General features: G+C 67.6%; 10 protein-coding genes. 3 read left to right on the forward strand and 7 right to left on the reverse strand.

The window, feature by feature from the left end; all coding sequences use genetic code 11:
• Window positions 1–484: 484 nt before the first annotated feature.
• On the reverse strand, window positions 485–1351 hold the full coding sequence (gene htpX, locus AC5P6S_RS00005) for a protease HtpX (protein WP_005410387.1): 867 nt from the start codon (window positions 1349–1351) through the stop codon (window positions 485–487).
• A 93-nt stretch (window positions 1352–1444) separates the two neighbouring features.
• On the opposite strand from htpX, the gene gluQRS reads away from it, so the two are divergent.
• The 3 genes from gluQRS to phaR all read left to right on the forward strand — a co-directional run bounded on the left by gluQRS (window position 1445) and on the right by phaR (window position 3833).
• Window positions 1445–2386: a tRNA glutamyl-Q(34) synthetase GluQRS gene (gluQRS, locus tag AC5P6S_RS00010; protein ID WP_065183458.1), complete on the forward strand. Its 942-nt coding sequence runs from the start codon at window positions 1445–1447 to the stop codon at window positions 2384–2386.
• A complete protein-coding gene (gene phbB / locus AC5P6S_RS00015; RefSeq protein ID WP_005410389.1) occupies window positions 2383–3123 on the forward strand; it encodes an acetoacetyl-CoA reductase in 741 nt (246 codons plus the stop codon). Before gluQRS ends, phbB begins: the two co-directional genes overlap by 4 nt.
• Window positions 3124–3305: 182 nt before the next feature.
• On the forward strand, window positions 3306–3833 hold the full coding sequence (gene phaR / locus AC5P6S_RS00020) for a polyhydroxyalkanoate synthesis repressor PhaR (RefSeq protein ID WP_005410391.1): 528 nt from the start codon (window positions 3306–3308) through the stop codon (window positions 3831–3833).
• A 72-nt stretch (window positions 3834–3905) separates the two neighbouring features.
• On the opposite strand, the gene AC5P6S_RS00025 is transcribed toward phaR, so the two are convergent.
• The 6 genes from AC5P6S_RS00025 to AC5P6S_RS00050 form a co-directional block, all read right to left on the reverse strand.
• Entirely contained in the window at window positions 3906–4862 is a 957-nt protein-coding gene (locus AC5P6S_RS00025) for a TraB/GumN family protein (protein ID WP_024958298.1), read from the reverse strand.
• Window position 4863: 1 nt separating this feature from the next.
• Window positions 4864–5793 carry a DUF1684 domain-containing protein gene (locus tag AC5P6S_RS00030; protein WP_012480845.1) on the reverse strand — a complete coding sequence of 310 codons (930 nt, stop codon included), beginning with the start codon at window positions 5791–5793 and terminating at the stop codon, window positions 4864–4866.
• 11 nt (window positions 5794–5804) lie between these two features.
• Window positions 5805–7709, reverse strand: coding sequence for a DNA mismatch repair endonuclease MutL (mutL, locus tag AC5P6S_RS00035; RefSeq protein ID WP_062606511.1), 1905 nt, complete (start codon window positions 7707–7709; stop codon window positions 5805–5807).
• Between the two features lie 165 nt (window positions 7710–7874).
• Complete coding sequence (locus AC5P6S_RS00040; protein ID WP_495204421.1) at window positions 7875–9437, reverse strand: N-acetylmuramoyl-L-alanine amidase; 1563 nt, start codon at window positions 9435–9437, stop codon at window positions 7875–7877.
• Between the two features lie 82 nt (window positions 9438–9519).
• Window positions 9520–10002 (reverse strand): tRNA (adenosine(37)-N6)-threonylcarbamoyltransferase complex ATPase subunit type 1 TsaE, encoded by a 483-nt coding sequence (gene tsaE, locus AC5P6S_RS00045; protein WP_495204422.1) that lies wholly within the window; start codon window positions 10000–10002, stop codon window positions 9520–9522.
• Window positions 9999–11483 (reverse strand): NAD(P)H-hydrate dehydratase, encoded by a 1485-nt coding sequence (locus tag AC5P6S_RS00050; RefSeq protein ID WP_049397335.1) that lies wholly within the window; start codon window positions 11481–11483, stop codon window positions 9999–10001. Before AC5P6S_RS00050 ends, tsaE begins: the two co-directional genes overlap by 4 nt.
• Between the last annotated feature and the right edge of the window lie 23 nt (window positions 11484–11506).

An 11506-nucleotide genomic window follows, 5' to 3' on the forward strand; every position in this document is an offset into this window, starting at 1 on the left:
AACCAACTGTTCGGGCGGTTCAGGGAGAATCCGGCGTGGGGACCCAAGCTACTTCTCGGTCGCAAGACCTGGATCCACACGGTCGCCCACGCCGGGCTCTCGGCACCCAAGGTGCCAGATTGGCAAGAGATAAGATCCACGTCACGCGTGGATGCTTTTGCCGTTGAACTTGACTTCCAGTCCGCCTTGAGCGAGCCGAGCATCGCAGGGGAATCAGGGGCGGAGAGGCGCCGGTGTTTGAGCGCAGCGAGTTCGGCGCCGCCCCCTGATTCACCGAGAAGCGCAGGGTACCGGCGCGTAGCGACGGCTCGCGACCGGCGGAGCGTTTCTTTGGTTACTTTCTTTGCGCGCAAAGAAAGTGACACCCCTCCGCGGTCGCGGAAATGATCCTAGGCATCGCCTGGCGCCACCAATGCGTGCGCGCGCAAAACAAAAACGCCCGGCGCGAGGCCAGGCGTTCCTGCACTGCTTTACAAGTGAAAGCTCACGCCACCGTAGACGCCCGCAGCGCGGCGATGCGCTCTTCCAGCGGCGGATGGCTCATGAACAGCTTCTTCGCCGTCGAACCGGCAATACCGAAAGCGGCAATCTGGGTCGGCAGCGTGCTCTGGCCGTGGTTCAGCTGCAGCCGCTCCAACGCGGCGATCATCTTCTGGCGGCCGGCCAGCGAGGCACCGCCGGCGTCGGCGCGGAACTCGCGGTGGCGCGAGAACCACATCGAGATCATGGTGGCGAACAGGCCGAACACCATCTCCAGCACGAACACGATGATGTAATAGGCGAAGCCACGGCCGCCGCCTTCGCGGTTGCCCGACAGCGCGCTGTCGATGATGCCGCCGACCACGCGGGCCAGCACGATCACGAAGGTGTTCAGCACGCCCTGCAGCAGCGCCATGGTGATCATGTCACCGTTGGCGACGTGGGCGATCTCGTGGCCCAGCACCGCTTCGGCCTCGTCTTCGCTCATGTTGTGCAGCAGGCCGGTGGACACCGCCACCAGCGCGTTGTTGCGGTTGGCGCCAGTGGCGAAGGCGTTGATCTCCGGGCCTTCGTACACCGCTACTTCGGGCATGCCGATACCGGCCGCCTTGGCCTGGCGCTCGACGGTGGCCAGCAGCCAGCGCTCGGTCTGGTTGCGCGGCTCGGTGATCACCACCGCACCGGTGGAGCGCTTGGCCATCCACTTGGAGAGCAGCAGCGAGATGAAGGAGCCACCGAAGCCGAAGATCGCGGCCATGACCAGCAGGCCGCTCATCTGGCTTGGATTGACCCCGAGCAACGACATCACGATGCTGGCGAGAATCAGGACCGCGAAGTTGGTCGCCAGGAACAGGGCAATGCGGGTAAACATGGGAAAATCCGGCTCGGAAGGGGTCGATACCGGTCAATTTGCGGTGTGGTCAGCTTGAATTCAAGCGCCAACCTGACCGACGATTCAGCCAGCATGACCTCCCCTATTCCCTGCGGTCGTTTCGCGCCCTCGCCGACCGGCCTGCTCCATCCCGGATCCCTGCTCGCCGCCTTCGGCAGCTGGCTGCTCGCGCGACATAACGGCGGCCTGTGGCGGCTGCGCATCGAAGACGTCGATCCACCACGCACCGTGCCCGGCGCCGCCGAGTCACAGCTGCGGGCGCTGGCCGCGTTCGGCCTGGTCCACGATGGCCCGATCCTCTGGCAGAGCACCCGCGGCGAGGCCTACCAGGCCGCGCTGGACGTGCTGCTGGCCAGCGACCAGGCCTTTGTCTGCCACTGCAGCCGCAGCGACCTGGCCGCCAACGGCGGCATCCACCATCGTTGCGTCGCCCGGCAACTTCGACCGGACCCTGCCGTCCGCTTCCGCGTGCCACCGGGCAGCATCGTGCACTTCGACGATGGCCTGCGCGGCCCGCAGCAGCAGGACGTGCACGCCGAAGTCGGCGACTTCGTGCTGCGCCGCGCCGATGGCTGCTGGGCCTACCAGTTGGCGGTGGTGGTCGATGACGCCGCGCAAGGAGTGACCGAAGTGGTGCGCGGCGCCGACCTGCTCGACTCCACGGCGCGGCAGATCCTGCTGCAGCAGGCATTGGGGCTGGCGGTGCCGCGCTACTGGCACCTGCCGCTGCTGCTGGATGCGCCGGGCCACAAACTGTCCAAGTCGCTGGCGGCGCTGCCGGTGGACAGTTCGCACCCGCTGCCCGTGCTGCGCCAGCTCTGGAAGCTGCTCGGCCAGGCACCTGGGGCGCTGGAACCTGCGCACGACCTGGATACGCTGCTGGCCACCGCTCGGCAGGCCTTCGACCCGGCACGACTGCCGCGGACCGACATCCTGTTGCCAGCCGGCGCACTTTCCGCGCCGATGTTGCAGAATCCCCCTTCCCCCACCCGACACCCGGACAACACTCCATGACATCTCGCGTCGCACTGGTCACCGGCGGAACCGGCGGCATCGGCACCGCCATCTGCCAACGCCTGGCCGACCAGGGCCACCGGGTCGCCACCAACTACCGCGACGAGGCCAAGGCCCGCGCCTGGCAGCAGGCAATGACCGAACGCGGCTACAGCGTGTCGATCTTCCCGGGCGATGTCTCCGATCCAGGCAGCGCCGAAGCGCTGGTGCGCGCCGTCGAGGCCGAGCTGGGCCCGGTCGAGATCCTGGTCAACAACGCGGGCATCACCCGCGACACCACGTTCCATCGCATGCGCGCGGACCAGTGGCACGATGTGATCAACACCAACCTCAATTCGGTGTTCAACGTCACCCGCCCGGTCATCGAGGGCATGCGCCGCCGCGGCTGGGGCCGGGTCATCCAGATCAGTTCGATCAACGGCCTGAAGGGCCAGTACGGCCAGGCCAACTACGCGGCGGCCAAGGCCGGCATGCACGGCTTCACCATCTCGCTGGCACGCGAGAACGCCGGCTTCGGCATTACCGTCAACACCATTTCGCCCGGCTACGTCGCGACCGACATGGTGATGGCGGTGCCGGAAGAAGTGCGCGCCAAGATCGTCGCCGACATTCCCACCGGGCGCCTCGGCAAGCCGGAGGAAATCGCTTACGGGGTGTCCTTCCTGGTGGCGGAGGAAGCCTCGTGGATCACCGGCAGCAACCTGGACATCAATGGCGGCCACCATATGGGTTGGTAAGCCGCGCCGGCCTCGGCGGCGCACACCCGCCGCCCCTGCCGATGGTCATGCTGCGCAGCACGCAAACCCTTGTTGCGCAACATGATCCCCTGTGAAAGCCAAGCCTGGCGGGGGCTGAGGCGGTTGCAACGGCTGCTGCACTGCGCCATGCTTCGCATCTACTGTGACGAGTGACCGCTTCAATGGCTGCGACCCGCATCATCAAGAAGTATCCGAACCGCCGTCTCTACGACACCGAGATCTCCAGCTACATCACCATCGAGGACGTGCGCCAGCTGATCCTGGACGGTGAAGACTTCGAAGTCCGTGACGCCAAGAGCGGCGACGACCTCACCCGTTCGGTCCTGCTGCAGATCATCGCCGACCAGGAACAGGACGGCGAACCGATGCTGTCCACCCAGCTGCTGAGCCAGCTGATCCGCTTCTACGGCGATTCCCTGCAGGGCTTCATGGGCAACTACCTGGAGCGCAGCATGCAGGTCTTCCTCGACCAGCAGCAGCAGTTCCGCCAGCAGATGGGCAACCTGCTGGGCCAGACCCCGTGGGCGATGATGAACCAGCTGACCGAGCGCAACCTGGAGCTGTGGCAGGAATTCCAGCGCAGCATGGGCACCGGTTTCGGTGGTCCGCGACCGGGTGGCACCGGTACCGGCACCGGCAACAAGCCCAACGAACCCGGTACCGGCACCGGCGGCAAGACCCGCCGCTGAGCCGATGTACCGGCGGATACGAAAACGGCGCGCCCAATGGCGCGCCGCTTTGTTTTGTGCCCCGGGGGAGCATCAACGTTTCGCTTTGCACCCCGTGCATACGCGTTCGACCTTGTAGCCCTTCGCCTTCAGCTTCTCGACCACGCCGTCACCGCCCAGAAGGTGCAGCGTACCGACCACCACCAGCGTGCCACCCTGCCCGGCCTGCAGGTACGGCAGCAGCTTCGGTACCCACGCGTCGTTGCGCCCGGTGTTGATGCGCTGGTAAAGCTGTGGATACTGCTGGCGCATTTCCGCGGCCATCTTCGTCCACAACACGCGCTCATCGCCTCGCCGCCAGGCATCATGCAGCTGGCGCGCCTGCTCATCGCCCTTGCCCGCCTGATCCAGCGCCTCGGACAGCATCTGTCGCTGCTCCTGCACGGTCATGCCGTCGAGCATGCCGATCTGGGTATCGATGTCTTCCAACCCAGCGGTCCTGCGGCCGGTCTTCTGCGCGCGCTCCATGAAATGACGGTCCAGGCCCAACGCCGGGTCCAGGCCCATCTTCTGCATCTGCCCGACCGAAATGCTCAGGCCGACGAACCAGGGCTTCATGCCCTGCATCTGTGCCAACGGAAGCTTGTTCTCGGATGCGAACGCCTGCAGCTTCTGCCAGGTGGCCGCGTCGAGATCGCGCTTGAGCTCGCTGCCATCGGTGCGCACGGCAGCCTGCACCATGCGGCTGGCCAGCTGCGGCGACTGCATGTCCTCCGGTGACAGTTCGAACACGACCCGCTGCGAGGCCTCGAAGGCCTGCTCGACATCGGGCGACAGCGGGTAGTCCTGCGGTTTCAACAGGTGGAATGATCCAAGCAGGTATACGCGTGAATCACCCGGGCCGGTCACCTTCCACAGCAGCGGCACCGGCGGCTTGGCCGCCGCCGTGGCAGCGGCGTCGGTGGCCGGTGCATTGCGCGCCGGTGCCAGCGGTGCGATTGCAAACGCTGCCATCAGCAGCGTTGCACGGAACAGTCCCTTCAACGGCATCTCAGCCCTCTCCTTCAGACAGGTGGTAGGCCTTCTCGCCCGCTTCCATGCGCAGGTCCAGCCGGTTTTCCGGCGGCGCCAGCGGGCACGTGGCATAGGCGGTGAATGCACACGGGGGGTTGTAGGCATGATTGAAATCGATGCGTAGCGTGCCGTCGGCTGCCGGCGCATCGGTATCCAGGTAGCGCCCGGCCGGATAACTGCCGCGGCCACTGGTGCGGTCGGCAAAGATCAGGAACAGCGGCTGCCCGGTGGCTCCGATCGCCTCCAGCCGCCATGTGCGGCCGTCGCGTTCGAATTCGACCGCGCCCGCATTGGGCATCTCGGTGGTCAGGCCGGTGATGTCGACAATGGGCAGGGTCTTGCCCACCGGATGCGGGATGAAGCGTGCCTGCACCTGCCAGTCCGGGCCACCCGGCCAGTACTCCAGGCCGGCGAAATCACGGCGCGCCGGCGCATCGGCATGCTTGACCCGCAGCGCATCGCGCGGCCCGCGCCGGATGATGCTGAGCTGGCCCTTGCCACCGTCGAAGGCCAACAGGGTTGGCTGCGGATCCTTGTCGGTGTCGATGCGGATGCGGCCGCGCACCGGCTGGCCATCATGGCTGACATCCACACCGGCTTCGGGCGTGAACCACCACTGGCTGCCCTCGCGACGCAGCAGGCCCAGCTTGTCCGGGCCAACCGTCAGGCGGATGCCGTTGGTGGCACCACTGCCGACGAAGTGTGATTTGTTCTGCAGCCAGTGCAGGCCGACCAGGGCCGTCCAGCCATCGGGCCGGGTCAGGTCCTGGTAGCGGGCCACCCGCCATTGCTGCTGCGCGGCCGCATAGGCCGGATCTTCGGTAACCTTCGGCGCCGGCGGTGTTGCCGGACTGCACGCGGCCAACAGCAAGGCGGCCAGCAGGCCGCCCATTCCCCGATAACGCATCGATGCTCCCCTCAACGTCCGCGCAGGAACCAGCGGTCGATCTCCGCCAGCGAAAAACGGGCCCAGGTCGGCCGGCCGTGGTTGCACTGGCCAGACCGTTCGGTGATTTCCATGTCGCGCAGCAGCGCGTTCATTTCCGGCACGGTCAGGCGCCGGTTGGCACGCACCGCACCGTGACAGGCCATTGTCGACAGCAGTTCGTCACGTGCGCTGGCCACGCGGCGGCTCTGGCCGTGCTCGCGCAGGTCGGTCAGCACATCGCGCAGCAGCCCCTCCGGTTCGGCATGCGCCAACAGCGCTGGAATACTGCGCACGTGCAGCGATCCGGGACCGGCACGGGTCACCTCGAAGCCGAGCGCCGCCAACGTTTCGGCTTCACTTTCGGCGGTGTCGGCTTCGCGCTCGCCCACGGCGAGTGTGATCGGCACCAGCAGCGGCTGCGACTGCAGGCCGATACCATCGTGCGCGTTCTTCAGGCGCTCGTAGCCGATGCGCTCGTGCGCGGCATGCATGTCGACCACGATCAGGCCTTCTGCGTTCTCGGCCAGGATGTAGATGCCGTGCAGCTGCGCGATCGCGTAGCCCAGCGGCGGTACGCCGGCGTCGGCACTGGTCACCGGCAGTCCGTTCTCGGCCGGCATCGGCGGCAGCGCAGCACCGCGTTCGGCACCGGCCGGTGCGGCATACAGCGCGGCATAGGCCGCCGGTGCATCGGCCACCTGCAGTCCAAGGGGCTGCTGCGGGCGCCAGCCGGAAAAACCACCACCACCGCCACCCGAGCCGGCACCGGGCGCAGGTCCACGCGCCAGCCCGAAACCCGATGCGCCCGCGCTCGATGTCATCGGTGCAGCAGCGGCGTCCACCGGATGCACCGGACCCGCACCGATCTCCTGCGCCGACATGCCGGCGCGGGTATCAGCCAGCGCGTCCTTCAGCGTGCGGTAGACGAAATCGTGCACCAGCCGCGAATCACGGAAGCGAACCTCGTGCTTGGCCGGGTGCACGTTGACGTCAACGCGGGTCGGGTCGAGCTCGAGGAACAGCACATAGGCTGGCTGGCGGCCGTGGTACAGCACATCGCCGTAAGCCATCTTCACCGCATGGGCGACGCTGCGGTCGCGCACCGAACGGCCGTTGACGTACAGGTACTGCTGGTCGGCGCTGGCGCGCGAATAATGCGGCTGCGCGATCCAGCCGTGCAGGCGCAGGCCGGCACCACTGTGGTCGACGCGCACGGCCTGGTTGGCGAAATCCTCGCCCAGCGTTTCGGCCAGGCGCGCATCGGAATACAGATCGCCCGGCTTGTAGCGGCGCGAGGCCTTGCCGTTGTGCGACACCCGCAGCTCGACATCCGGCCGCGCCAGCGCCAGCGAACGCAACCATTCTTCGATATGGCCCAGCTCGGTGCGCTCGGCGCGCAGGAACTTGCGCCGCGCCGGTACGTTGTAGAACAGCTCGCGCACTTCCACCGTAGTGCCCGGCGCGTGCGCGCGCGGCGTCACTTCGCCGATCTTGCCGCCTTCGATCTGCAGCGCCGAACCGTGTTCGTCATGTGCGCGACGCGAGGACAGGGTGAAACGGCTGACCGAGGCGATCGACGGTAATGCTTCGCCACGGAAACCGAGCGTAGCCACCGATTCAAGATCGTCCAGATCGGCGATCTTGCTGGTGGCATGGCGCGAGACCGCCAGCGGCAGCTGTTCCGGCGCGATGCCACTGCCGTTGTCGCGGATGCGGATGAGGCGGACACCGCCCTCTTCAAGATCGATATCAACGCGGCTGGCACCGGCATCGATCGCGTTCTCGACCAGCTCCTTGACCACTGACGCAGGACGTTCGACCACTTCGCCGGCGGCGATCTGGTTGATCAGGATTTCCGGCAACGGCCGGATCGGGCGCGGTCCGGGCGCGCTCATGGGAGAGGATGGGCAGCAGACTTCATGGGTTGATGATAGCGGAGCCGCCCCGTGTAGAGTCGACTGTCAGTCGACTGCCCTCCGCCGGGCGGCGAAAACCCCGCGCTGCGCGCGTAGTCGACTGACAGTCGACGCTACAGAAAGCAGTAACCTGCCTTCGGCGGGTTACTTGCTGCCGCCGGCCATGGTCCCGGCAGCGTCGATCTCGGCCTGGGCACGGGCTGCGTACAGCGTGCCCGGCGGTGGCTGGCGGCTGAAGAAGGTGTGCACGCCATCGAGCACGGCGCCGGCGATCTTGCGCTGGTAGGCCGGGTCGATCAGACGGCGCTCTTCGTCCGGGTTGGAGATGAACGCGGTTTCCACCAGCATCGCCGGCATGTCCGAGGTGCGCAGCACGGCGAAGTTCGCACGTTCGATGTTCGGCTTGTGGTTGTTGCCGATCCGCTTCAGGCCGCCCAGCACGTGGCCGGCGGCATCTTCAGACGCCTTCATGTAACCGCTCTGGGCAAGGTCCAGCAGCACGTTGGCAAGCGTGCCTTCGGTCTGCTGCAGGCGCACGCCACCCACCAGGTCGGCCGCGTTTTCCTTGTCCGCCAGCCAGCGGGCGCGCTGCGAAGAGGCGCCCTTGGTCGACAGCACGTATACCGACGAACCAGTGGCCGAACGGTTTTCGGCCGCGTCGGCATGGATCGAAATGAAGATGTCGGCCTTGTTTGCACGTGCCTTCTGCGCACGCATCGGCAGCGGGATGAACACGTCGCTGTCGCGGGTCAGATAGGCCTTCAGGCCCGGCGTCGCGTTGACCTGGCGGGCCAGCTCACGCGCCACCGCCAGGGTGACATCCTTTTCGCGCTTGCCGGTCGGGCCGATCGCGCCGGGATCCTGGCCACCATGGCCGGGATCGATGGCGACCACCAGATGACGCATGCCGGCCTGCATGCGGATGCGCGAGGCATCGCTGGGCATGGCCGGGCGCGGCGGTTCCACCGGCGTCGGCGCCGGTGCAGGCACGGTAGCCGGCGGCGTGGTCACCACTGCGGCGGTGCGCTGGCCGGCCAGGATCGCGGCCGGCGAGGAAGAAGGTGAGCTGCTGGCCACGGTACCGGCCGCCGCAACCTGGGCCGGGGCGGTGGACGGCGCCGGGGTCGGCGTGGCCGGTGCGGCGGCAGTGGCACTGGCCTGCTGCCGCACCTGCGCGGTCAGCAGTGCGGTCGCACGTGCGGCATCGGAACGCGACTGTGCGCTTTCAGCCGGGGTCGGCGCGGGCGTGGCCACCGGTGCCTGCGGCTGCACCGCCGGCGTTACTGCAGGACGGCTGGCGGCCACGGCCGGGCCATCGCCCGGCCATTCGATCACCAGCTTTGATTCATTGCCCTCGCGCTGCATCTGCGGGCGGAACGGCGCCACCGATTCAGCGAGGTCGAAAACGACACGGAAGGTGCCCGGCACCGGCTGTCCGGTACGCACCGCCGTGACCACGCCCTGCGCAGCCGGCATCTTCAGGTTGCGTATGGCGCTGGAGTCAGGGAAGTCGACCACCAGACGGTTCGGACCGGCCAGAGAAAGCGTCTTGTAGCCGCCACTGCCGACCAGCGAGATCTCGGCACGGGTGCCGGTGGCGCCGGTATTCAGCAGGACCTGGCGGACTTCACCGGCCCACGCGCTGACGCTCGCCAGACCCAGTCCGACGGCGGCACAGATAGCGATGAGACGGTTCCCCAGGCGCATGGCTCAGGATTCAATCACCGCGCTGAACGGAATGCAACACCTTTTTCCTTAATAATCCGTAACCTGCCGGTCTTTGTTCTCGTCAGCCGACAGAAATGGCCTGCAAGTCGCCCCCTTGCGGAAGCCGCTTCAGCCACTCATGTCCGACGTCGCTGGCTCCGGTGAGACGGGCGCGACGCCCCTGCCCCTCGATCTCCAACGCCACCATCAGGTCGGTCGGCGGCAGCGCGCCAGCGCCGCGTTCCGGCCATTCCACCAGCCACAACACCGCGCTGCCCTCGTCCAGGCCCAGGAAATCGAGTTCGCCGGCCTGGCCGATCCGGTACAGGTCCAGGTGCCAGGCCTCGCCACCGCTGGCCAGCGGATAGCGCTCGACCAGGGTGTAAGTGGGGCTGCGGATCGCGCCCTGCACGCCCAGCGCGCGCAGCAGTGCGCGTGCGGTGGTGGATTTGCCGGCGCCCAGGTCGCCGCGCAGTTCGATCAGCGCCTGCGGCGGTCGGGTCGCCGCCAGCCATTGCCCGAGCAGTTCGGTGGCATCGCTGTCGGCAAGGAAGAATTCAGTCATGAAGAGCGTTCCGGGTTGGCCAGTTGCCGGAGCGGCACCAGCAGATCAGTGGGAAGCATGCCGCGCGCGCCGTCGGCGGCCGCAGCGTCGCCGGCGAGCGCGTGCAGCAGTGCGCCAGCGGCGGCAGCGTCGAAGGCGGCCAGGCCCTGCGCGCGCAGGCTGGCAATGATGCCGGTGAGCAGGTCGCCCATGCCCCCCACGGCCATGCCGGGGTTGCCTGCAGCAATCAGCCGTGGCACCTGCCCGGGCGCCGTCACGACGCTGCCCGCGCCCTTCAGCACCACCACGGCGTGGAATCGCTCGGCCAACGCCTGCGCACAGCGGTAGCGATCGGCCTGGATGTCAGTGGTACTGCAGTCGAGCAGACGCGCGGCCTCGCCCGGATGTGGCGTAAGGATCGCCTCCGGCAGCGCGCGCGGATCCTGCGCCAGCAGATTCAGTGCATCGGCATCAACCACCAGCGGTTTGTCGCTGTCCAGCACCTGCGCAAACATTGCGCGTGCCCATTCGTCCTGGCCCAGGCCGGGGCCGATCGCCACCACCCTGGCCTTGTCCAGCAACGCCGGCAGCACATCGCCATCTTCAAGCGCATGGGTCATCGCCTCGGGAAGCCGAGCCAGCAACGGGCCGACGTGATCGCGCCGGGTGGCCAGGCTCAACAGTCCCGCGCCGGCACGCAGTGCCGCTTCGGCCGCCATCGCGATGGCCCCGCCGCTGCCATGGTTGCCGCCGACGCACAGCACATGCCCGGATTCGCCCTTGTGGGTATTAGCACGACGCGGCGGCAGCAGTGCCGGCAAGCGAGCCTGGGTCCAGTGCTCTGCGGCGGGTGACACGCCCTGCCATGCGGCCGTGGGTAGCTGCAGCGGCGCCAACGCCTTCCGCCCGCAATGATCCAGCGCATCGCCGGTATACAGCCCGCGATGCGGCACGATGAACTGCAGGGTCAAAGCAGCCTTCACCGCCTCGCCCGGTACGGCGCCCTGGTCGGCATCGACGCCACTGGGGACGTCCAGCGCCAGAACCGGTGCCGTCTGCGCGTTGAGGGCGGCGATCAGCGCCTGCGCCGCGCCTTCCGGCGCGCGATCGAAGCCCAGACCGAACAGGGCATCAACCCAGATATCGGCCTCGGGCAGCGCGCCGTCGAAATCAGTGATGGTGCCGCCGTCGGACGTGAATTCCGATGCTGCACGCTGTGCCAGCGACGTCGCCGGTGGCTTGCCCGGCAAGGCGATCACCGCCACCGCGCGCCCGGCCTTCCGTGCGTGGCGGGCCAGCACCAGGCCGTCGCCGCCGTTGTTGCCTGCTCCGACCACCACGCCGATACGCTGCGCCTGCGGCCAATGCTGCAGCAGGCACTGCCAGGCGGCCTGGCCGGCCTGCGCCATCAGGCCCCAACCGCCCTCGGCGGCCAGCGCCGAGGCCTGCGCATCAAGCGCACGCGCGGCAGCGGAATCGAACAGATCGGCAAGGTTGGCCATGCGGGGATTTTATACTGGTGCAC

This window comes from Stenotrophomonas sp. YJH_SMC_119 (assembly GCF_059368315.1).

Bases quoted from the DNA above. Each gene is read 5' to 3' on its own strand.
- gluQRS (WP_065183458.1), top strand. From the start codon at position 1,445: ATGACCTCCCCTATTCCCTGCGGTCGTTTCGCGCCCTCGCCGACCGGC.
- htpX (WP_005410387.1), bottom strand. From the start codon at position 1,351: ATGTTTACCCGCATTGCCCTGTTCCTGGCGACCAACTTCGCGGTCCTG.
- phbB (WP_005410389.1), top strand. From the start codon at position 2,383: ATGACATCTCGCGTCGCACTGGTCACCGGCGGAACCGGCGGCATCGGC.
- tsaE (WP_495204422.1), bottom strand. From the start codon at position 10,002: ATGACTGAATTCTTCCTTGCCGACAGCGATGCCACCGAACTGCTCGGG.
- mutL (WP_062606511.1), bottom strand. From the start codon at position 7,709: ATGAGCGCGCCCGGACCGCGCCCGATCCGGCCGTTGCCGGAAATCCTG.
- AC5P6S_RS00025 (WP_024958298.1), bottom strand. From the start codon at position 4,862: ATGCCGTTGAAGGGACTGTTCCGTGCAACGCTGCTGATGGCAGCGTTT.
- phaR (WP_005410391.1), top strand. From the start codon at position 3,306: ATGGCTGCGACCCGCATCATCAAGAAGTATCCGAACCGCCGTCTCTAC.
- AC5P6S_RS00030 (WP_012480845.1), bottom strand. From the start codon at position 5,793: ATGCGTTATCGGGGAATGGGCGGCCTGCTGGCCGCCTTGCTGTTGGCC.
- AC5P6S_RS00050 (WP_049397335.1), bottom strand. From the start codon at position 11,483: ATGGCCAACCTTGCCGATCTGTTCGATTCCGCTGCCGCGCGTGCGCTT.
- AC5P6S_RS00040 (WP_495204421.1), bottom strand. From the start codon at position 9,437: ATGCGCCTGGGGAACCGTCTCATCGCTATCTGTGCCGCCGTCGGACTG.